The organism is Caballeronia udeis, from assembly GCF_044909315.1.
Taxonomy (GTDB): domain Bacteria; phylum Pseudomonadota; class Gammaproteobacteria; order Burkholderiales; family Burkholderiaceae; genus Caballeronia; species Caballeronia udeis_A.
Window position 1 is genome coordinate 1 of the sequence record NZ_JBIYEB010000011.1, and the last position, 26,493, is coordinate 26,493.

At 60.5% G+C, this 26,493-nt stretch carries 24 protein-coding genes; 11 read left to right on the forward strand and 13 right to left on the reverse strand.

Annotated elements, in window-relative coordinates; translation table 11 throughout:
* Positions 1-350: 350 nt before the first annotated feature.
* The 4 genes from ABH944_RS18675 to ABH944_RS18690 form a co-directional block, all read right to left on the reverse strand.
* On the reverse strand, positions 351-1,253 hold the full coding sequence (locus tag ABH944_RS18675) for a YihY/virulence factor BrkB family protein (protein ID WP_404608135.1): 903 nt from the start codon (positions 1,251-1,253) through the stop codon (positions 351-353).
* Between the two features lie 59 nt (positions 1,254-1,312).
* Positions 1,313-1,618 (reverse strand): hypothetical protein, encoded by a 306-nt coding sequence (locus ABH944_RS18680; protein ID WP_404608136.1) that lies wholly within the window; start codon positions 1,616-1,618, stop codon positions 1,313-1,315.
* The gene (locus ABH944_RS18685; RefSeq protein ID WP_404608137.1) at positions 1,615-1,989 is read right to left on the reverse strand and encodes a phage holin family protein; all 375 of its coding nucleotides are present in this window, start codon (positions 1,987-1,989) and stop codon (positions 1,615-1,617) included. Before ABH944_RS18685 ends, ABH944_RS18680 begins: the two co-directional genes overlap by 4 nt.
* A 140-nt stretch (positions 1,990-2,129) precedes the next feature.
* The gene (locus ABH944_RS18690) at positions 2,130-2,438 is read right to left on the reverse strand and encodes a CsbD family protein (protein ID WP_404608138.1); all 309 of its coding nucleotides are present in this window, start codon (positions 2,436-2,438) and stop codon (positions 2,130-2,132) included.
* A 372-nt stretch (positions 2,439-2,810) separates the two neighbouring features.
* Here ABH944_RS18690 and ABH944_RS18695 point away from each other — a divergent pair, with 372 nt between their 5' ends.
* Together ABH944_RS18695 and catA are read left to right on the forward strand one after the other, a co-directional pair.
* Positions 2,811-3,932: a muconate/chloromuconate family cycloisomerase gene (locus ABH944_RS18695; RefSeq protein ID WP_404608139.1), complete on the forward strand. Its 1,122-nt coding sequence runs from the start codon at positions 2,811-2,813 to the stop codon at positions 3,930-3,932.
* A 55-nt stretch (positions 3,933-3,987) separates the two neighbouring features.
* Complete coding sequence (gene catA / locus ABH944_RS18700) at positions 3,988-4,896, forward strand: catechol 1,2-dioxygenase (protein WP_404608141.1); 909 nt, start codon at positions 3,988-3,990, stop codon at positions 4,894-4,896.
* A gap of 156 nt (positions 4,897-5,052) precedes the next feature.
* On the opposite strand, the gene ABH944_RS18705 is transcribed toward catA, so the two are convergent.
* The 5 genes from ABH944_RS18705 to ABH944_RS18725 all read right to left on the reverse strand — a co-directional run bounded on the left by ABH944_RS18705 (position 5,053) and on the right by ABH944_RS18725 (position 10,449).
* Positions 5,053-6,054 carry an anti-sigma factor family protein gene (locus tag ABH944_RS18705; RefSeq protein WP_404608142.1) on the reverse strand — a complete coding sequence of 334 codons (1,002 nt, stop codon included), beginning with the start codon at positions 6,052-6,054 and terminating at the stop codon, positions 5,053-5,055.
* Between the two features lie 216 nt (positions 6,055-6,270).
* A complete protein-coding gene (locus tag ABH944_RS18710; protein WP_404608144.1) occupies positions 6,271-7,185 on the reverse strand; it encodes an anti-sigma factor family protein in 915 nt (304 codons plus the stop codon).
* The gene (locus tag ABH944_RS18715) at positions 7,182-7,727 is read right to left on the reverse strand and encodes an RNA polymerase sigma factor (RefSeq protein WP_404608145.1); all 546 of its coding nucleotides are present in this window, start codon (positions 7,725-7,727) and stop codon (positions 7,182-7,184) included. Before ABH944_RS18715 ends, ABH944_RS18710 begins: the two co-directional genes overlap by 4 nt.
* 395 nt (positions 7,728-8,122) lie before the next feature.
* On the reverse strand, positions 8,123-9,376 hold the full coding sequence (locus ABH944_RS18720; protein WP_404608147.1) for an aromatic ring-hydroxylating oxygenase subunit alpha: 1,254 nt from the start codon (positions 9,374-9,376) through the stop codon (positions 8,123-8,125).
* A 167-nt stretch (positions 9,377-9,543) separates the two neighbouring features.
* Positions 9,544-10,449, reverse strand: a complete 906-nt coding sequence (locus tag ABH944_RS18725) for a LysR substrate-binding domain-containing protein (protein WP_404608149.1) — start codon at positions 10,447-10,449, stop codon at positions 9,544-9,546.
* 257 nt (positions 10,450-10,706) lie between these two features.
* Between ABH944_RS18725 and ABH944_RS18730 the strand changes: the two genes are divergently transcribed.
* Genes ABH944_RS18730 through ABH944_RS18750 form a run of 5 tightly spaced genes read left to right on the forward strand, consistent with a single transcriptional unit; the run spans position 10,707 to position 17,767 of the window.
* Positions 10,707-12,305, forward strand: coding sequence for an ABC transporter substrate-binding protein (locus ABH944_RS18730; protein ID WP_404608150.1), 1,599 nt, complete (start codon positions 10,707-10,709; stop codon positions 12,303-12,305).
* Positions 12,305-13,252 (forward strand): ABC transporter permease, encoded by a 948-nt coding sequence (locus tag ABH944_RS18735; RefSeq protein ID WP_404608152.1) that lies wholly within the window; start codon positions 12,305-12,307, stop codon positions 13,250-13,252. Before ABH944_RS18730 ends, ABH944_RS18735 begins: the two co-directional genes overlap by 1 nt.
* Positions 13,253-13,258: 6 nt before the next feature.
* Entirely contained in the window at positions 13,259-14,089 is an 831-nt protein-coding gene (locus tag ABH944_RS18740) for an ABC transporter permease (RefSeq protein ID WP_404608153.1), read from the forward strand.
* On the forward strand, positions 14,086-15,735 hold the full coding sequence (locus tag ABH944_RS18745; RefSeq protein ID WP_404608155.1) for an ABC transporter ATP-binding protein: 1,650 nt from the start codon (positions 14,086-14,088) through the stop codon (positions 15,733-15,735). Before ABH944_RS18740 ends, ABH944_RS18745 begins: the two co-directional genes overlap by 4 nt.
* Positions 15,719-17,767 carry a CocE/NonD family hydrolase gene (locus ABH944_RS18750; RefSeq protein ID WP_404608156.1) on the forward strand — a complete coding sequence of 683 codons (2,049 nt, stop codon included), beginning with the start codon at positions 15,719-15,721 and terminating at the stop codon, positions 17,765-17,767. The genes ABH944_RS18745 and ABH944_RS18750 overlap by 17 nt, the downstream gene beginning before the upstream one ends.
* A 54-nt stretch (positions 17,768-17,821) precedes the next feature.
* Here the strand turns inward: ABH944_RS18750 and ABH944_RS18755 are convergent, their stop codons facing one another.
* The 3 genes from ABH944_RS18755 to ABH944_RS18765 form a co-directional block, all read right to left on the reverse strand.
* Positions 17,822-18,685 (reverse strand): cytochrome c oxidase assembly protein, encoded by an 864-nt coding sequence (locus tag ABH944_RS18755; protein WP_404608157.1) that lies wholly within the window; start codon positions 18,683-18,685, stop codon positions 17,822-17,824.
* Between the two features lie 203 nt (positions 18,686-18,888).
* Positions 18,889-19,854 (reverse strand): sterol desaturase family protein, encoded by a 966-nt coding sequence (locus ABH944_RS18760; RefSeq protein ID WP_404608159.1) that lies wholly within the window; start codon positions 19,852-19,854, stop codon positions 18,889-18,891.
* Positions 19,855-19,862: 8 nt separating this feature from the next.
* On the reverse strand, positions 19,863-20,879 hold the full coding sequence (locus ABH944_RS18765; RefSeq protein WP_404608161.1) for a YncE family protein: 1,017 nt from the start codon (positions 20,877-20,879) through the stop codon (positions 19,863-19,865).
* A gap of 450 nt (positions 20,880-21,329) precedes the next feature.
* On the opposite strand from ABH944_RS18765, the gene ABH944_RS18770 reads away from it, so the two are divergent.
* The 4 genes from ABH944_RS18770 to ABH944_RS18785 all read left to right on the forward strand — a co-directional run bounded on the left by ABH944_RS18770 (position 21,330) and on the right by ABH944_RS18785 (position 25,654).
* The gene (locus ABH944_RS18770) at positions 21,330-21,470 is read left to right on the forward strand and encodes a hypothetical protein (RefSeq protein WP_404608163.1); all 141 of its coding nucleotides are present in this window, start codon (positions 21,330-21,332) and stop codon (positions 21,468-21,470) included.
* 742 nt (positions 21,471-22,212) lie between these two features.
* Positions 22,213-22,371, forward strand: a complete 159-nt coding sequence (locus ABH944_RS18775) for a hypothetical protein (RefSeq protein WP_404608164.1) — start codon at positions 22,213-22,215, stop codon at positions 22,369-22,371.
* Positions 22,372-22,545: 174 nt separating this feature from the next.
* Positions 22,546-24,297, forward strand: a complete 1,752-nt coding sequence (locus ABH944_RS18780) for an ABC transporter permease (protein ID WP_404608166.1) — start codon at positions 22,546-22,548, stop codon at positions 24,295-24,297.
* Positions 24,298-24,319: 22 nt separating this feature from the next.
* Positions 24,320-25,654 (forward strand): ABC transporter ATP-binding protein, encoded by a 1,335-nt coding sequence (locus tag ABH944_RS18785; RefSeq protein ID WP_404608167.1) that lies wholly within the window; start codon positions 24,320-24,322, stop codon positions 25,652-25,654.
* Positions 25,655-25,782: 128 nt separating this feature from the next.
* Here the strand turns inward: ABH944_RS18785 and ABH944_RS18790 are convergent, their stop codons facing one another.
* Complete coding sequence (locus ABH944_RS18790) at positions 25,783-26,412, reverse strand: ParB-like protein (RefSeq protein WP_404608168.1); 630 nt, start codon at positions 26,410-26,412, stop codon at positions 25,783-25,785.
* Between the last annotated feature and the right edge of the window lie 81 nt (positions 26,413-26,493).

The window sequence follows — 26,493 nt, forward strand, 5'->3', positions numbered from 1 at the left end:
GGTTCGATCAGTGCCCACAATTCGTCATCGATGATAGGTGCCGGCATTCCTTGATCCGTTGTTCAGGTATCCAAGGTTAACCGTTTCGTGGAAAAGTAAACAGCCCTTCCGAGCTCTTTTTGAACTGGCCTTTAAAGGGTTATTGGCAACTACTCAGCAAATAGCGTACCGAGGCGCTATGCGCCCGTCCTTCCTCTGAAACTCCCGCGACGAACGGGAGCCCAGTGAAATTTCACGTGCAATCTGAACGAGTTAATGGGGAACTCCATGGGGTATCGAAGCGACTGTGCTCTTATAAACAGATCGCAGGCGGTAGTTAAGTGCGGCCATAAATATCAAATGGCGATCTGTCAGCCCGTTCGGAATGGTTTTGGGGCTACTTCTTTTGAGCCGGCGCTGAGACGTTCGTATTCGGCGATCAACTGGGCACCGAATAACAGGAGCGTCGCAAGGGCCTCAAGACTGAAGAGAACTACGATCGCGGTGGTGAGCGATCCATATACGACGCTTACCTGAGAAAGCGTCGCAAAATACCAGACTAGTACGTGACGCGTCGCTTCCCACAGTAAGGTCGCCGCGATCGCGCCGGCCAGAGCGTGCCTGAACGTCGGGCGACCGACTGGGATCACGAGATAGATCGACGTCAACACCAGAATTTCTCCTGCAACTCCGAACAGATATAGCAATGCGCGTGAGGCACCGACAAGAGAGACGTGCCAGCCGAAGGCGTCAATGCTGCGGGCGCCGACGGCCTGCAAGGCACTGGAAACGAGCGTGACGAGAAGCACACCCAGGCCCAGCGATAAGCTGTAGCAATAGGGGAGCAGCGCGGAAATCAAGAAATGTCGTCGGTGAATCGCCACCCGATGTACAAAGATCACTGACATCGCATTTTCCAGCACGGTGAACGCCAACGAACTGAAGAAAATCATGGTACAGAGGAGTACCCAACCGATCACCGCACGGTGAGCGAGAAAGTTCGTCAACTCCCGAACAATGGCCTTCGCTTGCCCCGGCACCAGCCACTCGAGCAGATGCGCCAGCGAATCAAGAAGCACCGGTTGGTTGACCAGGTGTGATAGCGCGATCACGACCAGGATGAGGAGCGGGACGATCGAAAGCAGCGCGTAGTAGGCGACCGCACCTGCGAGCAGCATCCCTTGGTTCGCGCGAAACGCTTTCAAGGTTTGCACCACGAACGTTGCCGGATGACCCGCGATGGTCCAAAACGTGCTGCCGTAGATTCGTTGCATAACGCCTCCGTGGTGCAGCCGAACGGGTAGTTTCGGGGCGCCGTGCCGCCGTTCCGAGTTCACCTGCCTGCGAGGTCGCGAACCGTTCTCGTGATCCACGCGGTCAGGCCCGCTCGAAACAATGTAGCCAGGATTTGCCTCGGTCCGAGGATGACCGATCCGACAAGAAACAGGGCGATCAGCGCCGCATTGGGCGTGCGCAAGAGCACGGGACCGGCATCCCATGAGACGGGTCCTGCTATTCTGTTTTCTCCAGCGCCTACTTTCGAAAGCCGGCTAGCAGACGAGAGTTCCGCGCGCGTTGCTGCCATGCGTGCGAGTACAACTGCTTGAGCCTCCGTATTTTCGTGTATCCCGCGCTTCATTTGATTGCCTCCTTGACCGACTCAACATCGCGGTGGAGTTCTCGTTGCAAAGTCTGAAATGATTGCCCAGGTCGCTGAGCACGTAAGGCAAGGAAGGCGGCAATCGTCACAACCAGCCAAGTTGCGGCAACGCCCCACACGACCCTGAGGAAATAAGGGGTCCCCCAGGCCGACGCGATGATGGCGATGCAAAGGAAGGAAAGTGTGAAAAGAGCGCCGACCGCCAATGCGACCAGCGCAATCGCTTCGTGCAGCAATCGCGTTTTCGTGTCGGCGAGTTCAATGCGGAACGATTCACCGTAGTCGGCAACTCTCTGAGCACAGAATCGGCCTACATTGCGCCATCGCATGATTTTTGACTGCACCGACATTTAACGCTCCCGCATGATGGTGAATCCGGCGATTCCGCGCGGCCCATTTTAGTGGGCGAAGTGCAGTTTTAAGACGCCGAGGTTCATAGGACCCCTCGGACCGGTACTACGACGGTATTGACCTCGTTGACCTCGTTGACCTAATACGCCCGATCATCAGCGCCCGAATTCTGCGCATAAGCCCGGGAGGGAACATTTCTGCTGTTCGCCCATATCATGCCGGCTATAAAGCTGACAGCTGCGACGATGCCTAACACCGCAAATGGATTCTCGACCGTACTGTCCCGGAAGAGGCTGGTAGTATCTGCACAGAGTTGCTGCGCCTTAACGCTTAATTCGCATGCTTTCCCTGATACTTGCGTGGCCGCGTCGCCAACCACACCGCCTACTGCGTCTTGGACCTTGCCTGCTGCTTCTCTCAACGTACCTTCTGCTGTGTCGGTATCCATGACATCCTCCGGTTGGTGACTCTTTCTCCATCGCACGGGACGTGCCAGCCGCCCCACCAGCGAGGTGCCGAATCAGCGCGGAGAACGCCCAGGCGAGGTGCGCTTAAGCAGCGCGAAGAGCTGCGCAAAATTGCCGAAATGCGGTCGACGCAGCGTTCAGCGAGTGTCGAAATGTCGTCACGGCCTGCCGCAGGGACGGGGTGGTCGGCATCTTCGCCATCGAGACTGTTCGGGCCGGCAAATCCTGCTAACACGCGCGACTTGCGGTGAGGGGCGTCCTTCATACCTTCAAGGTATGAAACTAGTCGGAAGCGGTGTTGGACTTCAGGGGGTGTTCGTTTCTACCATGTGTGTTCCTGGAGGAAATGCACAATGGCAGCAGCGGCAAGAATAGAAAGCGTGGAAACACTGCTGGTCGATGTTCCAACGATCCGGCCGCACCGCCTGTCGGTCGCGACCATGAACTGCCAGACCCTGGTGCTGGTGCGGATTCGCTGCTCGGACGGCGTAACAGGCATCGGCGAGGGCACGACCATTGGCGGGCTCGCGTATGGCGAGGAGAGTCCCGAGAGCATCAAGGTCAATATTGACACCTACTTCGCACCCTTGCTCAAAGGCCTGGACGCAACGCGGCCCGGCGCGGCCATGGCGAAGCTGCGCAAGCTGTTCCAGGGCAATCGTTTTGCGAAATGCGCGGTGGAGACGGCGCTCTTCGACGCCCAGGCGCAACGGATCGGCGTGCCGCTTTCGGAGTTGTTCGGCGGCCGCGTAACGGACTCGGTCGAAGTGGCATGGACGCTGGCGAGCGGCGATACCCGGCGTGACATCGATGAAGCGGAGCAGATGCTGGACCGGCGGCGGCATCGTGTGTTCAAGCTGAAAATTGGCTCCAATGCGGTGGCCGACGATGTAGCGCATGTCGTGGCAATCAAGAAAGCACTGGGCGAGCGTGGCGACGTACGCGTGGACGTGAACCAGGCGTGGAGCGAGTCGGACACTATCTGGGCGTTGCCGCGCTTCGCCGACGCCGGTGTCAGTCTTGTCGAGCAACCCATAGCCGCTACCAACCACGCCGGCCTGAAGCGCCTTGCCGACCTCGCCCGCGTGCCGATCATGGCTGACGAAGCACTGCATGGCCCGGCCGATGCATTCGCGCTGGCGAGCAACCGTTGCGCCGATGTCTTCGCCGTCAAGATTGCCCAGTCCGGCGGACTGCTGGGCGCGGCAAGCGTCGCATCCATCGCGTTCGCGGCCTCCATTGATCTGTATGGCGGCACGATGCTGGAGGGGGCGATCGGCACGATTGCGTCGGCGCAATTGTTCAGCACGTTCAGCACATTGAAGTGGGGGTCGGAGTTGTTCGGTCCGCTGTTGCTGACCGAGGAAATCCTCACGGAACCCCTGCGTTACGAAGACTTTTCGCTGCACTTGCCGCAAGGCCCGGGTCTGGGCATCACGCTCGACTGGGAACGTATCGAACGACTGCGGCGCTGACCCGCACTGATCCACGCTAACCCGCACCGACCCCACATAACACACGGAGACGAACATGAACCACCAGGCTATTGACGCGCTGCTCAAGACCATTGATGACAGCGCCACCAGCGAGGGCAACCCGCGCACGAAGGCGATCGTGAGTCGCGTTCTGCGAGACCTGTTTTATACGATCGAAGACCTCGATGTCCAACCCGATGAATTCTGGACTGCGCTCAACTACCTTGGCGAAGCAGGCAAGAGCGGTGAGCTTGGACTGCTTGCCGCGGGCTTGGGCTTCGAGCATTTCCTCGACTTGCGGATGGACGAGGCAGAGGCAAAGGCGGGAATAGAAGGCGGTACACCGCGCACGATCGAGGGGCCGTTATATGTAGCCGGCGCACCCGAATCTGTCGGGCACGCGCGGCTGGACGACGGCACGGATCCGGGCGAAACGCTCGTGATGCGCGGGCGGGTGACTGGCGAAGACGGCACGCCTGTTAAGGATGCGCTGGTTGAAGTGTGGCACGCCAATCATCTGGGCAACTACTCATACTTCGACGCGTCGCAACCGGCCTTCAATCTGCGTCGAACCATTCGTACCGATAGCGCCGGCAACTATAGCTTTACGAGCGTCGTACCAGTGGGCTACAGCGTGCCGCCCGCAGGCAAGACCCAGCAATTGCTCGATCAGTTGGGCCGTCATGGTCATCGCCCGGCGCATATCCACTTCTTTGTCTCGGCGCCGGGTTATCGCAAGCTGACGACGCAGATCAACATCGACGGCGATCTGTACCTGTGGGATGACTTCGCGTTCGCCACGCGCGACGGTCTGGTGCCCGAGCTGAAGAAGGCAGAGGGAACGGCAGGCAAGCCGTATGGGGTCGAGGGTCAATTCGTGCTGATCGACTTCGACTTCACGCTCTTCAAGCAACGCGATGATGTGAAGGGCACGGAGGTTGAACGCGTGCGCGCAGCAGCCTGATAGGCGCAGAGGTAACGCAGAGGGTTTGCGGCTCACCGCCGCCATGCGGTTGGATCATTCGATCCGACCGCACTCAAATGATTTCATGCCTGCCGCCAGGCGTTGAACGTGCCGATAAAACACTGACCCATTCAACAGAACAGCCTGGCGATCAATTTATTCCACGCTAGCCACGACCAGCGGCCGGGACCCGGGCGCCACGTTTGCCGACGCCAGGGCGCCTTCTGCCGGCGACGGGTTTTCGCGGCTGAACAGCGGGGCGGTCCCGCCGGCCGATATCTGCTTGCCCAGCGCCGTCAGGTCGACACCTTGCGGCTGACCGATCAACGCGTAGCCCAAATCGGCCTGCCGCCATGTGACAACGGTCATGGCGTCGACACGCTGGTCAGCCACCGCGGCATCGGGCTTGACCTCCTTCATCACGCACAGCGCAATGGGCGCGCCTTTCTCGGGCAGGTAGACAATTTGCACGAGCGGTTTGTTGTTGAAGCGCAGGCGCTGCACCCGCTTGAAGGTGAGGCCGGCTGCGCTCAGGTCGGGAACGCGCAGTGCGAGACCATCGTCCTGACGGATTTCCTTGACGGTCTTGATCGACAGGTCGGTGTCAGGGGCGACGTTCGCGAGGGTCTCGCGGGAATAGAGCTGCTGATAGCTGGCAGCAGCCATTACCCACGGCGACACTCCCGTGCCGACCGATGCAAGCGAAGCACCGGTATTCGATGCCGGCCCCATGCCAGGGCCCAGACGAAGCACCAGTCCACAGGCAAAAGCGCCGGCCAGGAAAGCGACGCCGAGCCACGCCGGCGCAACGCGTAACCGTGAGCGGATGGTTGAGGAAGCTGCACTGCCCGGTGCACGGGGAACGACGGGGTCGTTGACGCTGGTGTCCGGACCCGCCGTCGGACCTGCGACGGACTGAGCTGCTTTTGTCTTCGCCGCGCGTGCCATCTCTTCGATCTTCGCGCTAAGGCTGGCCGGCACCGGTGGCAGCTTCTGCGCGGCGAACGCATCGCGGTACGGCAGCCGGGATGCCTGCAACAGCGCGACGCGCTCTGCCACGTCGGGCGACGTGCGCAGTTCGCGCTCGACTTCCTCGCGTTGGTGCGGCGGCAGTTCGCCATCCACGTAGGCCATTAGCAGGATATCGTCCGATTTCATAAGACCAGGCAGTTACTTTCGCTGATGATTAAATTCTCGCTTTGTCTCGTACGCCGATTTCCGGACTCCGGACCGCCACTGTGCCGCTAAACGACTGTCGCGATTCATGCTGCCAGAACCGGTGACAATCGATCAATCAAGCTTGTCACAAGTGTATCTGCGATCACCGTTGAGCGGCAGGCCGTGTGTTTCGTGCTTCGACACGTGAGGCATTGCTTACCCCGCCGGCGTGGACAACCCCGCTGTCGCATCGCCAAATAACTGATCCATCTCGCGGTTGGAAATGCGCTTGCCGAGCGCGTCCAAGTCGACACCCTCAGTCTTGCCGATCAATGCATAGTTAAGTTCCGCTTGCCGCCATGTCACCACGTGCATGGCGTCGACCACCTGTGAAGCAATCGCCTGATCCGCCTTCGCTCCCTTCGTGACGCATAGCGCGACAGGCGGTCCCTTCTCCGGCAGATAAACAATCTGCACCAGCGGCTTGTTATTGAAACTCAGGCGGCGCACGGCCTTGAAAGTCAGGCCGGCGCTGCTTAGATCGGGGATGCGCAACGCGAGGCCATCATCGTGACGAATGTCATCGACTATTTTTGACGTCGCCGCCGGATTCTCGTCGGCGTAAGCCACCGTGTCGCGCGTGTAAAGCTGCTGATAGCCAACCGCTGCAGTTACCCATGGCGAGACGCCGGTGCTTGCCGTGGCGGCGCTGCCGGAATTCGGCATGTCCGGATTGAGGAGAGGTAATGTTCCGGGCCGTAAAAAGAGTCCTCCCACAAACGCACCCGCGACACACGCCGCCGCAAGCCAAGTGGGAACCGTGCGCAAACCTGATCGAACCGGTAAGGAAGCGGAGGGAGTCGGGACAGAGGGGTCGTTTGCACCTGGAGCCGGGTTCCTTGCGCTATGTGCACGGGCCATCGCTTCAATCTTCCGCGTAAGCGACTCGGGTACCGGTGGCAAATCTTGCTGGGCGAACGCGGCCTTGTAGTCGAGACGTGACGCTTGCAGCAGTCTCACCAACTCTGCGGTTTCGGACGAAGCGCGGATCTGCGCCTCGACTTCGTGGCTCTCGTCGGGGGCCAGTTCGCCGTCTACATAGGCCATGAGCATGAGGTCGTCGGCTTTCATGCGATGGAGTCCTTGCGCGTTGCCGAAGCCCTGGGTTTCGGATCAGGTGTGCCGAACAACGCGCCGACGGCTTGCCGCGCGCGCGAGAGCCGGCTCATGACGGTGCCGATGGGCACTTCCAGCACATCTGCCGCTTCCTGGTAGCTCAAGCCTTCGACCGCAACCAGCAGCATGACCACTCGCTGCGCTTCAGGCAGCCGTTCAACGGCGCTGATGATCTGGCCATGCATAAGCTGCGTTTCCGGGCCTTTGTCGACGGGGTCGGCGACGTTTTCCAGGAAGTCGTCGTCCCATTCCATGCTGGAACGCTTGCGTACGCTGCGCGATCGCAGTTCGTTGATCCAGGTGGAATGGACAATTGAGAACATCCAGCTTAGCGGGGACGTGTCGGGCTGCAATTGATGCGCTCGCTCAAGCCCCCGTACGCAGGCTCGCTGGACGAGATCCTCCGCGTCATGCTGATCGCCTGAAATACGAAGAGCGAATGCCCATAGCCGCGGCAGCATCTCGGGAAGCATGCCTGGTAAGTCTGCGCCGTTCATTGAACGAATGTCTCCCATGATCCCTGTGTTTGCTCAAGTGCCGCGTGCCGCGCTTTGCATCAGCCCGCTAGTTTAGCGCGAGGCAAAACGTGCCGCTTGACGTCATGGGGTGGCGTTGGGCAAGCAAAGGAGAAGTAAGTATTCGGTAAGGATGGCTGCGCCTGTGGCAAAGCCGCGGGCATCGCGAACCGATCACGCAAGGAATCGACGTTGCACACTAATTTTCGGAGGACCTGGCGACGCACTGAGCGTCCCTTCCAAAGGCCGGTGTACACGGGCGACTTAATTAAAATTTATTATATTCGTCGACTACTTTGATCCGGCCGTCACCCTAAGCATATCGGCCGGCAATCGCGGTTGATCGCCGGCTCACAAGCGTAACGCGACACACGGCATCAGATACCATGCGCCTCCAGCCGCGCCGCATACCAGCGTGAAAACCGCTCCAGATACGACTCGGTGAAAGGCGAGAACGGTCCTGGGCGGTAGCCCGGGTCCTGCGTGCCCTGATGATTGATCGCAACAAGGCGCGCGTCCTGCGCATTGGTCGCTTGCCATACCTCAATAAGGTCGGACAGCACGTAGTCAACGCCCTCGACCGCGTCCTCGTGAACGAGCCATTTGGTTCGCACCAGCGTTCGATCGGGTGCAAGAGGGATGAGGTACGAGACAACCGCATGGTCGCTCATGAAGTGCGACCACGAGTTGTGCGTCCACAAATGGGTGTCGCCAAGATCGCGGCGCGTGTTGTCGCCTAGCAGCCGGGTGCTGGCAACCTTCGTATTCATTGTTTGCGACTCGCCGTTGCCGGCAATGACCAAGCGCTGCGTTCGGAACAGCGTGGTTACATCATCCAGGCGCTCCACGGCTTTGCTCAGCAGCCCATCCTTCCTCCAACTCTCCAGCGAAGCCGCATTGCGCGCACGATATTCAGCGAGTGCGCGCTCTGATTCCTCGCTTAGCCCATCCGGGCAGAAACCGAAATCTTCGGCGAGGAACGACACAGTGAGCTCGGGATGCGTCGCGCCGCAGTGGTAACACTCGCGGTTGTTTTCGATTGCGAGCTTCCAGTTGCCGTTTTCAATGATCTCCGTTTCGTGGGCAATCCTCGTGCGCGCCAGATCGAACGGCGCGAGGCGGGGAGTCATGATTTCGTCGAACGCAGCGATGTCCGCGGGCGCTTCGTCGTTCAGGCACACGAAGATCAACCCGCCTGTCACGCGTATAGGGACGGGCATCAGGCTGCGGCAGGTCGGATCGAAATCCTGCCCCATGTGCGTGGCATGTTTAAGACCGCCGTCGAGGCCGTAGGTCCACTGATGGTAGGGGCACACAAGCATGCCCACGGAGCCCTTGCCTTGCTCGCGCAGACGCGCGCCGCGATGACGGCACACGTTCCGGTACGCTCGAATGACGTTGTCGTCGTCGCGGAGAATGATGATCGAGGCGCGGCCGATATCGACTGCCGAGACATCACCGGGCTCGCGGATATCAGCGGTGACGCCCGCCATGATCCAATGCTTGTGGAAGAAGATATCGACGTCGTTCTCAAAGACGTCCTGCCGGCCGAACAGCGCGCCGGGCATGCCGTGACCTGCAGCCCGACTGCGAAACAAAGCGCCGTGCGTAGTGCCATCGATGCTCGACATCCGCTGGTCCTTATCAGATTCCCTACGTTGCCAGGCGCGACCTGAGTCGCGGAGTGAACGGAGTATCGATAGGCCAATTCCAACCGTCAACGCGCTTTATTTTCCCGCTCGCATAACAATAAGTAATGGGAGCGGTGGTTGCGGAAGGTTGCCGAAACGCCTTCGCTTCACGCCACCGTTTCCTCGCGAAGCCATTCGATGACGGCATCTACCGCGGGCGTAACCGCGTGTCCGTGCGGCACGACGGCGTAATACGCGTCGGTCATCTTCACGCAGGCGTCGCCGAGCGGCACCAGTTGTCCCGAACGCAGCAGGTCGCCCAGCATTCGCCGCCAGCCGAGCACGACGCCCTGACCCTGCAACGCGGCCTGGATCGCATCGGTGTACAGGCTGAAACGCAGGACATAGTTCAGCCGGCTGCGTTTGATGCCCACTGCGTCGAACCAGTCTTCCCAGCCCATCCAGCCCTCCGACGTGGAGTCGTAGGCAATGAGCGGGGCATCGCTCAAGTCCTGCGCCGACTGAGGACCGCCATGCGCCTCGAGCCATGATGGCGAACAAACCGGCACCACGTCCTCATTGAAGAGCAGTGTTGAGTGACCGTCGCGCCAGTTGCCTGACCCATAGCGGATCGCAATATCGACTTCGTTGTGGCGCAGGTCCGCGGTGAACATCTGCGTAGTAAGGCGTAGCTTGAGTTGCGGCTGCGAGCGCTTGAGCAGCGGCAGCCTCGGCAAGATGCGGAATTGCGAAAACGCGGCGGTTGCCAGGATCGCGAACTCCTGTTCGCGCGTGTTGCTGCTGAGGCTGTCGAAGGTGCCCGCGATCTTCTGGAGCGATTCCGACGTGACAAAAAACAGGTCTTCGCCTTCTTTCGTGAGCGCGATCGAGCGGTGCAGCCGATGAAACAACTGCAGCTTCATGGCGTCTTCAAGAAAGCGGATCTGGCGGCTGACGGCAGCCTGTGTGACACCGAGTTCGTCGGCTGCAAGGGTGAAGCTCTTGAGCCGCGCAACGGCTTCAAAGTCGACCAATGCATTTAGCGAAGGAATCAGGCGTCGGTATCCTTTCATGTCTCGCACTTCCAGTTTTTTTCGGGAACCCGCTTGAGTTGCTCGCGCGGCAACTCGCGTCCGGATGGCTGGCGTTCATATTACCTGTTGTTATGCGAGCGTGAAAATAAAGTGCGTTGACCGCGTAGTTTTGCCTACCGATACTCGCCGCGAGGTCGCTGCTCTGGCCCCGTTGTCCTGTCAGGGAACGCCGGCATTGACCCAAGCCGGTGTGCATCCCGATCCCACGCGTTGACACCATGAGGAGAAGTTCAAGCATGAAGCCGTTCGACGATCAAGGGGACTTGTTTGACTTGCCGCGCAGGGATCACCAGTTGAACCGCCGTAAGTTTTTGCAAGGTGTTGCGGCGCTGGGTGCAAGCGCGGGGCTCGGCCTGATCGTGCCGTCCGGCGCGCTCGCGGCGACGCAACCGAAGCGTGGCGGTCTCCTCAAGCTCGGCATGGGCGGCGGCAATACGACAGACTCGATCGATCCAACGCTGCTGCCGGATTGGGTGCCGCTCAACCAGGCTTACATGCTCATGAACGGCCTGGTCGAGATCGATGCAAAGATGCACGTGCAGCCGGAATTGCTTGAAAGCTGGGAGGCAAAACCCGGTGCTGCGGAATGGATTCTCAAGGTAAGAAAGGGCGTGCTGTTTCACAACGGCAAGACGCTGGATGCGGACGACGTGATCTATTCGATCAACCAGCATCGCGGCGATGCTTCGAAGTCGGCGATCAAGTCGAGTCTCGAGGATGTGACCGAGATCACGAAGATCGACCCGCTGCAGATTTCGATGAAGCTGAAAAGCGGCAATGCGGACCTGCCTTACCTGCTGTCCGACTATCACCTGCTGGTGGTGCCGAACGGCTTCAAGGACTGGAGTCATCCAATAGGGACCGGTCCCTTTGTATTCGGCGAGTTCACGCCGGGCGTACGCTCGCTGTTCAAGCGCAATCCGCACTACTGGAAGCCCGATGCCGCGTATGTGGATGCAGTAGAGCTGATCGTGATCAACGACGCCACGGCGCGCACGAACGCGCTGATCTCGGGACAGGTCCACGCAATCAACCGGGTCGACTTCAAGACCGTCGACCTGCTCAAGCGGAGCCCTTCGGTCAACATAGTGCGCTCGGCCGGCGGCCAGCACTTCACCTTCCTGATGGACTGCGCTGCCTCTTCCTTCGCCGACAACAACGTGCGGCTCGCTGTCAAATACGGCATTGATCGCCAGAAACAATTGACGACGATCCTGCGCGGTTATGGGTCGATCGGCAATGACCATCCGATTCCGAAGACCGACCGTTTCTATGCCGCTGATCTGCCGCAGCATGCCTACGATCCCGACAAGTCGAAGTTTTATCTGAAGAAGGCTGGCCTGTCGGAACTGAAGATCGAGTTGTCGACATCCGATGCGGCCTTCGCCGGCGCAGTGGATTCGGCTGCGCTGTTCCAGGGCGAATGCGCGCCTGCGGGCATTCAGCTTTCGATCCGCCGCCAACCTGCAGACAGCTATTGGGACAAGGTATGGATGCAGGCGCCTTTTTGCATGGGCTACTGGGGCGGCCGGCCGACGGCGGACCAGATGCTTTCGACTGCGTACAAGTCCGACGCCAAGTGGAACGACACGCATTGGCGCGATCCGAAGTTTGACGCGTTGCTGCTGCAAGCCCGCGCGATGCTCGACGACACCAAGCGCCGCGAGTTGTACCGCGAGATGCAGTTGATGGTCAGCGACAACGGCGGCGCGATGATCCCGCTCTTCGCCGACTATATCGATGCAACCAGCAGCAAGCTTCAAGGCGCGACGCCGCATCCGCTGTTCAACTTCATGGGCGGCCGGCTCGCGGAATATGTCTGGCTGGAGTCGTAATGAAGCGGCTTGTCTTGCAGCGGGTGCTGGGTGGTGTGTTGACGTTGTGGCTCGTTTCAGTGCTGATCTTCGTGGGCACCGAACTGCTGCCCGGTGATGTGGCTTCCGCCATTCTCGGTCAGTCGGCGACGCCGGAAACGGTCGCGGCGTTGCGGGTGTCGCTCGGTCTCGACCACCCGGCACTGCAACGTTACGGGTTATGGCTGCTGCAGTTCCTGCATGGCGATCTGGGGACCTCGCTGACGAACGGACGTCCGGTGAGCGAGGACCTGATGCCGCGGCTGTACAACACGCTGTTTCTCGCGGGCTATGCGGCGGTGGTTGCGGTGCCGCTGTCGGTGCTGATTGGCATAGCGTCCGCGATTTGGCAGGACAGTCTCTTCGATCGCGCGGCCAGCGTGTTGTCGCTGGCGAGCGTATCGATGCCGGAGTTCTTCGTCGGCTATGTGCTGCTGCTCCTGCTCGCGGTCAAGTTTCCGGTGCTGCCGAGCCTGGCCTCCGTGTCTCCCGACATGACCATCTCCGAGCGTATCTACGCGACCACGTTGCCCACGCTCACGCTCTTGTTCGTCGTGGCCGCGCACATGCTGCGCACGACGCGAGCGTCCGTGCTGGCCGTGATGGGCAGCGCCTATACCGAAACAGCGATCCTCAAGGGTTTGCCCAAGTCATGGATTGTCGTGCGCCACGCGCTGCCCAATGCGCTTGCGCCGATCATCAACGCGGTGTCGTTCAATCTCGCGTACCTGATCGTCGGGGTCATCATGGTCGAGGTCGTGTTCGTGTATCCGGGTGTCGGGCAGTTGATGGTGGACGCGGTGTCGAAGCGTGACCTGCCGGTGGTGCAGGCTTGCGGGATGCTGTTTGCCACGGCCTATGTCGGGCTGAATACCGTGTCCGACGTGCTTGCGGTCTGGGCAAATCCGCGCTTGCGGCATGCGAGGTAAGGGGCCATGAAACTGTTCGGCAAGGAAGTGCCATTAAGCGCGGCGGTTGGGATGTCGCTTGTCGCGGTCATCGCGCTGGCCTCGCTGTGTGCGCCGCTGATTGCGCCGCACGGCGAAACCGAGACGGTCGGCGATGTATGGATGGTGCCCGGCGCAGGCCATTGGCTTGGCACGGACAGCATCGGGCGTGACATGTTTTCGCGCCTGCTGTACGGCGGGCGTACAACGCTCGGTCTTGCGCTGGCGATTACGCTCCTGTCTTTTTCCCTCGGCATTGTCACGGGGTTTGCAGCGGCGGTGCTGGAGCGCAAGGTCGATCAGGTGCTCTCCAGGATCGTCGACACGCTCATGGCAATGCCGGTCCTGATCTTCGCGCTGATGATCCTCTCGGTGCTGGGTACGTCCATGCCGGTGCTGATCGGCACGATCGCAATCCTGGATTCAACGCGCGTGTTCCGGCTTGCGCGACTGGTCGCACAGGGGATTGCCGTGCAGGAATATGTGGAGGCGGCGCGGCTGCGTGGGGAAGGGCTCGCGTGGATCATCCGCCGCGAAATCCTGCCGAATGCGGTCCCGCCGCTGCTGGCTGAATTTGGCATGCGCTTCGGCTTCACGATCCTGTTCGTGGCGGGCCTGAGCTTCCTCGGGCTGGGTATCCAGCCGCCCTATGCCGACTGGGGCGGCATGGTCCGCGACAACGCGCAGGTGATCAATTTCGGCGGTATTGCGCCGTTGGTTCCGGCTGCGGCAATTGCGTTGCTGACGATCGGCATCAACCTGATCGTCGACTGGTTGTTGTCGGTGCGGGCCGTTGGGCAGGCGGGGGTGATCGCATGAACCCGGTCCTGAGAATGCAGGGTTTGCGGGTCGAGGCGCCAAGCGGTCAGGTATTGGTCGACAACGTCGATGTCACGCTCGAGCAGGGAGAAGTGCTCGGGCTGATCGGCGAATCCGGCGCGGGTAAATCGACTATTGGTCTGGCCGCGCTCGGTTATGCGCGAGGCCGTTGCCGGATCACGGGCGGTGAAGTGTGGCTCGCCGGTGAGAACATCCTGGGCGCAACGCCTCAACGGCAACGTGCGCTGCGCGCGACCAAGGTGGCGTATGTGGCTCAGAGCGCCGCCGCTGCGTTCAACCCGGCGTTGACCATTGGCGAGCAGGTTTGCGAAGGGCCGTTGCGGCATAAATTGATGAATCGCGATGAGGCGCGCGCATGGTCGCGCGAGCTGTTCGCGTCGCTCGACCTGCCAGACCAGGAGAATTTCGGGCGGCGTTATCCGCATCAGGTCTCCGGCGGGCAATTGCAACGGGCGATGGTCGCCATGGCCATGTCATGCAAGCCATCAATCCTTGTGCTCGATGAACCGACTACGGCGCTTGATGTCACCACGCAGATCGAAGTGCTGGTCGTGTTGCGCAGGATCGTGCGGGAGTTCGGCGCCGCCGCGCTCTACATCACGCACGACCTCGCAGTAGTCGCGCAGGTCGCAGACCGGATCATGGTGCTGCGGCACGGCCGGATGGTGGAGGAGGGTACGACGGATGCTGTGCTGAACGCACCGCGCGACGAATACACGCGGCGGCTGGTCGCCGAACGCAGCGCGGCTGACACGCTGCGAGCCAGTCCGCCTCATGTTGCCGAGCCGCTGCTTGGCATCGAAGGGCTTAACGCGGGTTACCACGGCAAGGCGATTGTGCGGGATGTCGGACTGCAACTGGCACGCGGTGAAACATTGGCGCTCGTTGGCGAGTCGGGCAGCGGCAAGAGTACTGTTGCACGAGCGATCGTCGGGTTGATCGAACAGCAGACCGGCGTGTTGCGGTTCGACGGTGAGCCCTTGCCCCATAGACTGGCCGAGCGCTCCCGTGACCTGAAGCGGCGTATCCAGCTTGTCTACCAGTCACCCGACGTCGCCCTCAATCCAATGCACACCGTCGGCGAGATCATCGGACGCCCCGTGGAATTTTATTTCGGGCTCCATAGAGATAAGGTGCGCGAACGCGTGCTGGAATTGCTGCGCCTGACTGAGCTGCCGGAAACGTTCATCGACCGGAAACCGGCCGAGTTGTCGGGTGGGCAGAAGCAGCGCATTTGCATTGCGCGGGCGCTGGCGGCGCAACCTGATCTGGTGATCTGCGACGAGGTGACATCCGCGCTCGATCCCCTCGTGGCGGACGGCATTCTTTCGCTGCTGGAGTCGCTGCAGAAACGGATCGGGCTGTCGTACCTGTTCATTACGCATGATCTGGGTACGGTAAGGCGCATTGCGCAGCGTGTGGCGGTGATGCTGCGCGGCGAGATCATCGCTCAAGGCGCTACGGCCGACGTGTTTAATGCGCCGGCTCACGCTTATACAAAACGGCTGTTGGCGTCGGTGCCCGAGTTGCGGATCGGATGGCTCGACGAAAACCTCTTGCAGAGCACGCGGCCGGCTGAATCGAACACGTTCACGGGAGACTTGAAGTATGCAGCGCAACAATGAGGACGCCGCACGCGTGCGCGTGATCGAGCACGTCTGGATTCCGCTTGCGGACGGCACACGCCTCGCGGCGCGCATCTGGCTGCCGGCCGATACCGCGGCCGACGTGCCTCCCGTGCCCGCGATCCTCGAATACATCCCCTATCGCAAGCGCGACGGCACGCGTTCGCGCGACGAACCGATGCATCACTACTTCGCATCGGCCGGGTTCGCGGCGGTGCGTGTCGATATGCGCGGCAGCGGCGAGTCCGACGGTTTGATGGCCGACGAATACGTGTTGCAGGAGCAGGACGACGGGTTGGATGTGATCGAATGGATCGCCCGGCAACCGTGGTGCAGCGGCGCGGTTGGTTTGATGGGAAAGTCGTGGGGCGGTTTCAATGCGCTGCAGATCGCCGCTCGCCGGCCGCCGGCGCTCAAAGCGATCATCACCGTCTATTCAACCGACGACCGTTACGCGGACGACATTCACTACAAAGGCGGCTGCCTGCTTAACGACAACCTGTGGTGGGGCAGCATCATGCTCGCCTATCAGGGACGTCCGCCCGACCCATTGCTGTACGGAGACGAATGGCGCTCCGCATGGCTCGAACGGCTCGACAAGCTGCCGTTCTTTCCCGCGTTGTGGATGGAGCATCCTCATCGCGACGACTACTGGCGCCACGGCTCGATATGCGAGGACTGGTCGTCTATCCAGTGCCCGGTATTTGCAGTCGGCGGCTGGGCCGACAGTTATACGAATGCCGTGTTCCGCCTGATGGCAGGCTTGCAGGTGCCGCGGCAAGGTCTGATCGGACCGTGGGCGCATATCTATCCGCACGACGGCGTACCCGGGCCTGCTGTGGGTTTTCTGCAGGAAGCCGTGGAGTGGTGGAACCGCTGGCTGCGTCCGGACCATGGCGATCGTCCAGGCTCGACGTCCGAGCGTCCCGCGTTGCGAGTATGGATGGAGACACCGCGCGCACCGCAGACCACGTACGCCGCCACGCCGGGCCAATGGATCTCCGAGCCGGCTTGGCCAAGCCCGGCAGTCACCGTGCAGCGCTTGTACCTGGGCAATGGCGTTTTGACCCGCACTGGGCCCGACACTGTGGCTCCTGTTCTGGTCCACACGCCGCAGGGCCACGGCGCGGCCGCGGGCGAATGGATGGGGACCGGCGTGGCAGGCGAGTCGCCCGCCGACCAGCGTATGGACGATGGCCTCGCTCAAGTGTTCGACGGCGCACCGCTGACCGAACCGTTGACGTTGCTGGGCATGCCGGAACTCGAGATCGATGTATCGAGTGACCGTCCCGTCGCGTATCTGTGTGCACGCCTTTCCGAGGTGATGCCGGACGGCTCGGCAACCCGTGTTTCCTATGGCGTATTCAACCTGACGCATCGCGACGGGTCCGCCGCACCTGTCGCTTTGACGCCTGGCGAAAGATACCGCGTACGGCTGGCGCTCGACGCGTGCGCGCATGAATTTGGCATGGGCAACCGGATCCGTTTGTCGTTGGCGACGACCTATTGGCCCCTGATCTGGCCGGCTCCGGAAGACGCGACACTCGAGGTCACGCTCGGTAACACCGCGCTTCATTTGCCGGTGCGCGAGGCGCACGGCGATGAACTCCCGGTCGAGTTTGATGCCCCCGAGCGAGGTCCCGCGACGCCGGCCGAGCAGGTGCGCGGCGGCAGCATGACACGCACTTCATCTTATGACCTGACCACGGGCGAGTGGACGTATGTGACCGAGGGTATCGGCGGGCTCTTCGGGGAAGGCGTGCAGCGGTTCACGGAAATCGATACGACTGTTGAGCACAACCTGAAGCGCTCCCTGACAATCCAGGGTAACGATCCGCTTAGCGCTCGCTATACGCTGACGCAATCACTGCGCATGGGACGAGAAGGCTGGGACATCCATGTGCGCAGCGAAGCGCATATGTCGGCAGACAAGGAGCACTTCTACGTGAAGGGTTCGCTGCAGGCCGAGGAGAACGGCCAGACGGTGCGCGAGCGTCGCTGGGATGAAACCATCCCGCGCCTGTTGCTTTAGCCGCCGCCAGCTGAAGATTTCTGACGAAGCGGCCGGGCGTATCTGGCCGCGTCCTCAGCTTTCGAGGGCCGGCTTTGCGCGCCGTTTCTGAGGCCTTGCCTTGGGCGGCACGCGGGCGGGGAGTTCGGACAGACGCAGCAGATGGCGCAAGGCCATCATGGCGCCGATCGCCTCAAGCACGCCGGCCGGTACCCACATGATCAGGCCGCCGAGGCTCTGGTCGAGCGTTGCCGGAACAGACGTGAACGCGCGGCCGCAAAGCGTAAAGATCGGATAGAGGTCGTGCGACGAGAACGTGATGATCGCGCCAACCAGGATCTGAGGCGTCATGGTGATGACCGGCGATAACACCCGCAAGCCCGGCCGGGTTCGGCTTGGCGGATGCGGCCGGTGATCGAGCAGCATCCACCAGTACAGCAGCCCGCTTACCGCGACGGACCAGTTCATGAACGTATAGATGCGCCAGTCCAGCATGGCGACGAACTGCACGGACGGAATCAGCCAGAAGACCACCGAGATGACAAACGCGGCCGAGATAAAGGTCGGATTCAGCACGACGGCGGCTAGTACACGCGCGGGCTTGCGGTATTGCCACCGCCGCAGCGCGCTGCGCCAACGCAACGGCAGGCCGGCGCGGAGCACACTGCCTGGATAAGACGCCATCAGGACCAGCGGGGCGAGATGGTGCAGTACCAGATGCTGGAGCCGATGCACAAAGAACTCATGCTCGGCGTAGTAGTCGAGGCGCGTGTGGAGCGCTATGTAGAAGAGCCCGAGACCAACCCAAAAGGCGATGCGCCGGGCAATGCTGATACGAACGTGGCGCGATCCTCGCGCATACAGCAGCGCAGTAATCACGAAAACTGCCACGAGCCCGAACGAAGGTTCCCATGGGACGAGCAGGTTGAGCAGAGACATGGCAGGCCGGAGTATGTAAGAGAGGCTTGACGCGTCCGTGTCAAACCTCGGCGATCCGCAATGTTAGCAGGAGGGCGAAGGGCTTGCTGGTGGTGCAAAGCGTGGCGCTCGCGAACACACAGGTGCTGGCGCCACAGGCCGAACGTCATGCCTGTTTCCAGCCTGAAGCTGAAGCGCCTGGCAATGCAACAGTCCTGATTCCATCAGGAGCCGCGCTGCACCTTTTTCGATGACGCCCGGACTTCATCGAGGAAAAACCGCAAGCCACCCACCTGCTGCGCGATGTAACCGCCGCTCGCCATGGATTCAGGCGCGCGCCGGTCTCCGGTCGGGGGATACTCCGCCGAGAAGTCGGCCGTGCGAAACACGATGTCCCAGATCGGGAAAACAGCACCGTAATTGCAGGAGTTACGGCCCGCCGCACGCAGCCCATGATGCAGACGGTGGAAGCGCGGCGAGACCAGCAACCGGTCGCCGAGCCAGCCAAAGGACACGCGGATATTCGCGTGGCTCAGGCTTTCGATGAAACGCATGAACAGGAACAGCAGCGGAAATTGCAGCGGTGGAATACCGATCGCCAGACCGACCACGCCAAACCAGATTGCCGCGACAAGATCATCCAGCAGGTGATTGCGGTCGTCGGACCAGAAGCTCATCTGCCGTTGCGCGTGGTGCAGCGCATGCAACGCGTACCAGCCGCGCCATGAGTGCGACAGGCGGTGGCGCCAGTAGTCCGCGCAATCGAGAATCAGTGCGTAGGCGAAGAACGTGATGACCGGATGCCCCAGCAGCGCCGGCACGACAGTCTCCAGCGTTGGCGGAATATAGCCTTGGGCGACCACAAAACCGTTCACCCAAACCTGCACCTGATAGAACAGCAGGAAACTGACGACGGGCAATACACCAACGCGATTGAGCACCGTGTAGAACGCGTCCGTCACGACGGCTTTTCGATCTTTCCAGTGTTCGATCGGGAACAGCGCCTCGAGCGGCCAGCACACGGCGTAGGTGACGATGACCGCGAACATCCCGTACACGCACACGAGTACCCAGTCGAACGACAGCTCTTCCCACTGCATCCAGCCGAAGTGATAAAGCAATGGCAGAACGAGATACTGATCGATCTCGCCGGCCAGAGCGTTGAACAACCTGTCGAGGAATATCAGCATGGTGTTCTTTACAAGGTTTCCGCGGTGATCAGGCCCTTACGGCTCAATTCGGAATTGAGGAAAATGCCATGCGGCGAGCGCCCCACGTTAATGGTCTCATAAGCGCCGGTTTTCGGGTCCAGTACCGCGACCTGTTCACGAAAGCGCAACGTGACCCACAACTTGCCATCCGGTGCGATGCCGATGTCGTCCGGTCCGGCAGCGTGGAAAGGATACGTGCGTTGTATGGCGAAGGTGGTGGGATCCATGGCGACGAGAGACCCGCCAATACGATTGGACACGTAGAGCGTGCTGCCGTCCGGCGAGAGGAAAATATTGTGCGGACCCACTCCCGTCTTGACTCGCCGCAGTATGTCGCCCGTCACCGGGTCGATCTCCGCCACATGGTCGCTGCCCATGACGCAGACCAGCACCTTGCCGTTGTGCCAGAGCACGCCCGCCGGGGTCGAACCCAGCTTCGTCTTCCAGCGTATCGTCATGGTCGTCAGGTCGAACGAAACAAGCGTTCCCGAGCCTTGCATGGAATTGAAGCTCCAGCGGGAGTCCGGCGAGAAATCGAGGTGGCTCGGCATGGAGCCGGGCGAGAAACGCTTGGCGAGGGTCAGGTCGTCGGCGCGATAGACATCGACATAATCGAGCCTGAGCGCGTTGACAACGAGGTAACGGTGATCCGGCGTGAAGCCAAGCTGGTACGGATCGGCAATCACCTTGTGGCCGAGTGCGGTACCGGTATGCGGATCGACGATAAACAGCGCATTGCCGCTGGCGTCCGCAATATAGAGTTTGCTGCGGTCCTGGGAAAGCGCCCAGTGGCTCGGTTCGCGCAGCGTAGGCAGCGTACGGATGACTTTGCGCGACGTCATGTCGATGACCGAGACACTGGCTTCACCGGAATTCATCACGATGGCCAGCGGGGATTCGGCGGCGTTGGCAATTTCAGACCGGAGAGCCATAAATGGTGACAGACCAAGACTCAAGGGAATGGCGAGGCTACGGCCAAGCACTGCGCGACGTGAAAGCTTCATGGGGGTATTCATTTCGAAAGTCAGCTTTCTATTTTACGGGAAGGGGTGCGGCGAAGTCAGGTGGAATCATGCGCTAGGAAGATTCAAGAATAACGATAGCCTATTCTTTCAATTCAGTAATCTGCATTGGCTTAATACGAATAATGCACGATTGTCTCATTCCCGTTTGACTCCCTTCTTTCATTTCCGTGCTTCATTCTCCTGGTTTGTTCCCCTCGTCCCCCGTTTGAGAGGCATGCATCGCCGGATATCTTTCTGATGCTTCCCTTTTTCTCACGCATCTCCGGCGAGCACCCGTCAAGGCGGGGAAGGGTGCGTGCAGGTCACGCGGCAATGCGTCGCGAGCATGAACTCGCGGCCGCGTTCGTTCACGCCCGTTCGATTCGCTGGCGCAGGCGAGCACGTGGATTGCCAGGTGCGTAGAAATCATACGTAGTCCGGAGAAATATCATGAACTTCGGTTGGCTTTTGCCCCAACTGCCCCACGTTCAGGAGTCGCGTATCTTCTACGACACCATGTTGTCGCCGGGCACCCCGGGCCTGCACCAACACGCGACGTTTTGGCAACGCTTCAAATCCCTTTTTTCATAATCTCGCGGGCTTCCTTCCGCCATGCCGGCTTGCGCCGTGCGGACGTACTCGAAAGACGCGCGGCACTTGGCGGCGTACGCAACACTGCTTGGCCTTCTTATATTCTTTCATTACTCTTTCCAGGGTCGATCGTGACGTGACATATGAAAGAGTGCTGTTGCTATGTGGGACCCTCCGATCACCTGAATGCCTGATTTTCGATTTATATCGGTGGACGTGGCAAATGAGGTTGACTTCTGATTCCTTGAATGACTAAACTCCGCAGTCTCCACAAATCGGGCTAATGCCTTGGACACCTGTAGTAGTCGACCTTCGAAGAATTTCGCTGCCTGACCGGCAGGACGTCCGCGCTTTTTCTTTCAGCCGCCGTCTTGCCAGCAGGCAGACGGTGCGCGCCGTAGTAACTCTCTCCGTGCACCTTTAAAACACCCTTTGGACGCAGTCATTAATGCGCGTCTGATGGTATTGAGTCGCAAGCATGAGCTTGGGCGACAGTGTCCGTCCGCGCCGGTGCAGCCTGCCGGCCAAAGCGGACGTGTGGTGGCTAACCGTATTCGTATCTGTATCAACGCCAACAAGGAGCGTCCATGCCGGACCCTGATAGTTGTCCCATAACTCGTTGCACCTTACTCATGCCCAAGGCAAGCAAGTAGACGTTCTCCGCTGCGCGTATCACGCGATCGAGCTCCGGGTCTGCTGGCTTGCCACGAACCGCGTTGAGCCAAACGCTCGGAGAAATATCATGAACTTCGGTCTGCTGTTGTCGCACCCGCCTGTCCTGCAAGAAGCACGTGTCTACTATCATGCCGTGCCCGCGCTGCATGCCCACCTCGAGGGCGATCCCGCCGTATCAAACAGACTGGCCACCTTCTGGCGCCGTCTCAAGACACGCCTGTCTTAAGTTTCGTGGCGGTTCTTAAGAGGTGTGGATTCCTTGTTCCCTTTCGTGGCCGGTAGCCGGTCATGATTCGCTTCAATTTTCAGGCGGGACTTTCGAGCGCGTTGTCGCGTAATCGTTCGAGTGAGACCCCGCATGTTTTTGCAATCTGTCAATCTGTGACCGGTGGGACATCCGATGAATTTCAGTTTTAACCCAAACCGCATTGCGAATGCTTCTGCATGGCGGTTGCTCCCCAACGGCTGGGACTTCGTCGCTTTCCCGCTGATCATCTGCCTGATTGCCATGGGCGCGATCGGTTTTCACGAGACGATGGCGCCCATCGCCACTTTAAAAACCCAGGTCATCTCGCTTGATCCAGCGAGTCTGCCCGAGTACGCAATGCGCACTACGCTTCGCATGCTCGCAGCCATGGTTGCGTCGCTGGTCTTCACACTGGTTTACGGCACGCTTGCCGCGAAGAGCCGGCGGGCGTCCATGGTGCTCGTGCCGATCCTGGATATTCTCCAGTCGGTGCCAGTGCTCGGTTATATCTCGTTCACGGTCACGTTCTTCCTCGCCCTGTTTCCTGGGCGCGTGCTGGGCGCGGAACTCGCGGCAATCTTCGCGATCTTCACGAGCCAGGCGTGGAACATGACGTTCAGCTTCTATCAGTCGCTGCGCACCGTGCCGCGCGATCTCGATGAAGTCTCGCGCGGTTTTCACCTGACTCCGTGGCAGCGGTTCTGGAAGCTGGACGTGCCGTTTTCGATGCCCGGCCTCATCTGGAACATGATGATGTCGATGTCGGGCGGCTGGTTCTTCGTGGTCGCCTCCGAGGCGATCACCGTCGGCAACAACACGATCACGCTGCCGGGAATCGGGGCGTATCTCGCGCAGGCCATTTCCGACAAGAATCTTCACGCGGTCGGCTGGGTGATCCTCGCGATGACCGTGGTGATTCTTGCCTATGACCAACTGCTGTTCCGCCCGCTGGTCGCGTGGGCCGACAAGTTCCGCATGGAAACGACCAGCTCCGGCAATGCGCCCGAGTCCTGGCTGCTGGACCTGATCCGCCGCACGCGGCTGATTCATCGCGTGCTGGTGCCCATGGGCAGGATCTTCGCGAATGCCGCACGTATACCACTGCGCCTGCCGTCACTCGGCGGTGTACGTTTCAGCATGCCGCGCAGGCTGAAACCATCGCGCATTGGCGACATTGTCTGGGGCTCGCTGGTGATCCTGCTGACCGTGTATGTGATCTATCGCGTGGTCACGTATGTGCGCACCGGTGTCACGCTCGATGAAGTCGGCCACGTGTTCGTGCTTGGCCTGATCACGCTGCTTCGCGTTGCTCTGCTGATCCTGCTCTCCACGCTGCTCTGGGTGCCTGTCGGGGTGTTGATCGGACTGCGGCCGGCGCTGGCGGAGAAGATCCAGCCGCTCGCACAATTTCTTGCCGCATTCCCGGCCAACCTGTTGTTCCCGGTGTTCGTGATCGTGATCGTGCGCTTTCACCTGAACCCCGACATCTGGCTGTCTCCGCTGATCGTGCTCGGCACGCAGTGGTACATCCTGTTCAACGTGATCGCGGGGGCAAGCGCGTATCCGAACGACTACCGCGAGGTGGCCGCGAACTTTCGCATTCATGGCTGGCAATGGTGGCGCAAGGTCATGCTGCCGGGCATCTTCCCGTACTACATCACGGGCGCAATCACCGCATCCGGCGGCGCGTGGAACGCCAGCATTGTGGCGGAGTTCGTCCAGTGGGGCGACACCAGGGTCGTCGCGCACGGGCTTGGCGCGTATATCGCGCAGACCACCGCCGCCGGCGACTTTCCGAAGATCATCCTGGGCATTGCGATGATGTCCCTGTTCGTGACACTGTTCAACCGCACGCTGTGGCGTCCGCTGTATGCCTATGCCGAAAACAAGCTCCGGCTCGACTGAATTTGAAGTGAGAGAGAATGCGATGCTAAATCCTAAAGTTGTACCCGTCGAGATAGTCCAGGCACCAGTGCGTACCGGGAATGAAATCCTGAATATCAAGAGCGTGTGTCACGGCTTCGACAAGACCCAGCCCGACCAGCTGGTGCTCGACGGCGTGAACCTGACGCTTCCTGAAGGCGAGATTGTCGGCATGCTCGGCCGCTCCGGATCAGGCAAGTCAACGTTGCTGCGGATCATCGCGGGGTTGATCGAGCCGACCGGCGGCGACGTGACTTACCTCGGCAAACCGCTCGACGGCCCGGCCAAGGGTGTCGCCATGGTGTTCCAGACATTTGCGCTGTTTCCGTGGCTGACCGTGCTCCAGAACGTGGAGGCGGGGCTGGAGGCGCTGGGCGTTGGCGCGCAGAAGCGGCGTGAGCGCGCGCTGGCGGCAATCGACCTGATCGGTCTCGACGGTTTCGAGAACGCGTATCCGCGCGAGTTGTCGGGCGGCATGCGCCAGCGCGTGGGGTTTGCGCGCGCGTTGGTCGTGGATCCCACCCTCTTGCTGATGGACGAACCGTTCTCCGCGCTCGACGTGCTGACCGCCGAGAACTTGCGTACCGACCTGCTCGATCTCTGGACGCAGGGCAAGATGCCGATCAAGTCGATGCTGATCGTCACGCACAACATTGAGGAAGCGGTGTTCATGTGCGACCGGATCCTGGTGTTGTCATCGAATCCGGGGCGAGTGATCGCAGAGATCAAGGTGCCGTTCGCGCATCCGCGCAACCGCCTGGATCCCGCATTCCGCAGTCTCGTCGATGAAATCTACGCCAAGATGACCGCGCGCCAGTCTGACGAAGCCACGAAAAAGGGCCTCGAATTAAGCAGTCTGCTGCCGCTGGTATCGACCAACCTGATGGCCGGTCTGATCGAAACGTTGGCCGCCGCTCCGTACCATGGCCGCGCGGATATGCCGGAAATTGCCCGTACCCTGCAGCTCGAAGTGGACGATCTGTTCCCGGTAGCGGAGGTGCTGCAGCATCTCGCTTTCGCGGAAATACGCGAAGGCGATATCTTCCTGACGCCGCCCGCACGCGTATTCGCCGAACTCGGCACGCAGGACCGAAAGACGATGTTCGCCGAGCATTTGCTGCGCCATGTGCCGCTTGCTACGCAGATCAAGAAGGTCCTGAATGAGCGCCCGGGGCACCGTGCGCCGCGCGTGCGTTTCGAGCAGGAACTGGAGGACTTTCTGTCGGATAGCGGTGCGAAGGAAACGCTGGACGCGGTGATCAACTGGGGCCGTTACGGCGAGATCTTCTCGTACAACGACAAGACGGAACTTTTCAGCCTGGCCGACGTGGAGTCGTGATCCTGTAGGAGTGGTTTACTCCGCAGCGGGCATTCGTGCGGATTTGCCAGGCTCGAGGGAACGCCGTAGGGGCAAAGAATTCCGTTTATCAATGGAATTGCGTCCACGGTCTACGGAGCCGGGGCAGGTCAGCTCACAGGGGTTTCAATCAGCCCGGACCAGCCTGGCAGATACCGCGCCTCAGGCGTGTGCGCGACGGCTTTCGCCTGATCCAGCGCCTTCGTGAAGTTCTTGCGGATCTTGCTTTCCGCGATCCGTGGACGCAGGAAATCGGCCCAGAGGAATTCGCTGAACGGCGTCGCGTCCTTCGCGAAGCCACCCACCCGGCGCAGTTCGCCGGCGAGACTTCTATACGGATCGTCCGTCAGCCCGGTCACGATCTTCGGTAGATGCTCGAAGTCGTATCGCGAACCGTCCGCACCGAACGGATGGACCCACTGGTTATGTTCCATCATGCGCCAGAAGATCGCTTCGTCCAGCCACGAGAGATCCTTGAGCATTGCCACCTTTACTTCCTTGACCCCTTCCTCGAGCAGCGCCAGTCCAAGGTGATGATGGTCCACGATGTAATAGAGTTTCTCCGGGCCGAGCACGGCGGGAAACCAGTGCGAAGCAATGGCCTCGGTACGCGCTTTCTTGCTGAGTGTCTTCCAGTGCTCGCGCTTGGCGATGACTTCGCGGTAACCGACCGTCATCTGTGTGGGACGCAATGCGGCGAGTTTCGCGGGGATCAGGTGATTGTCGGGATGCGTGAGCATATTCGCCTCATAAAAATGGTTTGCCGCAACAATAGCGCGGATCATTCACGCCGACAATTTCGGATGCGGGAGAGGTGGAAG

What these genes read in the sequence shown, in the direction of transcription:
- ABH944_RS18735 (WP_404608152.1), top strand. Translation starts at nt 12,305, where the DNA reads ATGAAGCGGCTTGTCTTGCAGCGGGTGCTGGGTGGTGTGTTGACGTTG.
- ABH944_RS18780 (WP_404608166.1), top strand. Translation starts at nt 22,546, where the DNA reads ATGAATTTCAGTTTTAACCCAAACCGCATTGCGAATGCTTCTGCATGG.
- ABH944_RS18715 (WP_404608145.1), bottom strand. Translation starts at nt 7,727, where the DNA reads ATGAACGGCGCAGACTTACCAGGCATGCTTCCCGAGATGCTGCCGCGG.
- ABH944_RS18760 (WP_404608159.1), bottom strand. Translation starts at nt 19,854, where the DNA reads ATGCTGATATTCCTCGACAGGTTGTTCAACGCTCTGGCCGGCGAGATC.
- ABH944_RS18710 (WP_404608144.1), bottom strand. Translation starts at nt 7,185, where the DNA reads ATGAAAGCCGACGACCTCATGCTCATGGCCTATGTAGACGGCGAACTG.
- ABH944_RS18765 (WP_404608161.1), bottom strand. Translation starts at nt 20,879, where the DNA reads ATGAAGCTTTCACGTCGCGCAGTGCTTGGCCGTAGCCTCGCCATTCCC.
- ABH944_RS18705 (WP_404608142.1), bottom strand. Translation starts at nt 6,054, where the DNA reads ATGAAATCGGACGATATCCTGCTAATGGCCTACGTGGATGGCGAACTG.
- ABH944_RS18685 (WP_404608137.1), bottom strand. Translation starts at nt 1,989, where the DNA reads ATGTCGGTGCAGTCAAAAATCATGCGATGGCGCAATGTAGGCCGATTC.
- ABH944_RS18770 (WP_404608163.1), top strand. Translation starts at nt 21,330, where the DNA reads ATGAACTTCGGTTGGCTTTTGCCCCAACTGCCCCACGTTCAGGAGTCG.
- ABH944_RS18790 (WP_404608168.1), bottom strand. Translation starts at nt 26,412, where the DNA reads ATGCTCACGCATCCCGACAATCACCTGATCCCCGCGAAACTCGCCGCA.
- ABH944_RS18750 (WP_404608156.1), top strand. Translation starts at nt 15,719, where the DNA reads ATGCAGCGCAACAATGAGGACGCCGCACGCGTGCGCGTGATCGAGCAC.
- ABH944_RS18675 (WP_404608135.1), bottom strand. Translation starts at nt 1,253, where the DNA reads ATGCAACGAATCTACGGCAGCACGTTTTGGACCATCGCGGGTCATCCG.
- catA (WP_404608141.1), top strand. Translation starts at nt 3,988, where the DNA reads ATGAACCACCAGGCTATTGACGCGCTGCTCAAGACCATTGATGACAGC.
- ABH944_RS18785 (WP_404608167.1), top strand. Translation starts at nt 24,320, where the DNA reads ATGCTAAATCCTAAAGTTGTACCCGTCGAGATAGTCCAGGCACCAGTG.
- ABH944_RS18755 (WP_404608157.1), bottom strand. Translation starts at nt 18,685, where the DNA reads ATGTCTCTGCTCAACCTGCTCGTCCCATGGGAACCTTCGTTCGGGCTC.
- ABH944_RS18730 (WP_404608150.1), top strand. Translation starts at nt 10,707, where the DNA reads ATGAAGCCGTTCGACGATCAAGGGGACTTGTTTGACTTGCCGCGCAGG.
- ABH944_RS18745 (WP_404608155.1), top strand. Translation starts at nt 14,086, where the DNA reads ATGAACCCGGTCCTGAGAATGCAGGGTTTGCGGGTCGAGGCGCCAAGC.
- ABH944_RS18775 (WP_404608164.1), top strand. Translation starts at nt 22,213, where the DNA reads ATGAACTTCGGTCTGCTGTTGTCGCACCCGCCTGTCCTGCAAGAAGCA.
- ABH944_RS18680 (WP_404608136.1), bottom strand. Translation starts at nt 1,618, where the DNA reads ATGAAGCGCGGGATACACGAAAATACGGAGGCTCAAGCAGTTGTACTC.
- ABH944_RS18720 (WP_404608147.1), bottom strand. Translation starts at nt 9,376, where the DNA reads ATGTCGAGCATCGATGGCACTACGCACGGCGCTTTGTTTCGCAGTCGG.
- ABH944_RS18740 (WP_404608153.1), top strand. Translation starts at nt 13,259, where the DNA reads ATGAAACTGTTCGGCAAGGAAGTGCCATTAAGCGCGGCGGTTGGGATG.
- ABH944_RS18690 (WP_404608138.1), bottom strand. Translation starts at nt 2,438, where the DNA reads ATGGATACCGACACAGCAGAAGGTACGTTGAGAGAAGCAGCAGGCAAG.
- ABH944_RS18695 (WP_404608139.1), top strand. Translation starts at nt 2,811, where the DNA reads ATGGCAGCAGCGGCAAGAATAGAAAGCGTGGAAACACTGCTGGTCGAT.
- ABH944_RS18725 (WP_404608149.1), bottom strand. Translation starts at nt 10,449, where the DNA reads ATGAAAGGATACCGACGCCTGATTCCTTCGCTAAATGCATTGGTCGAC.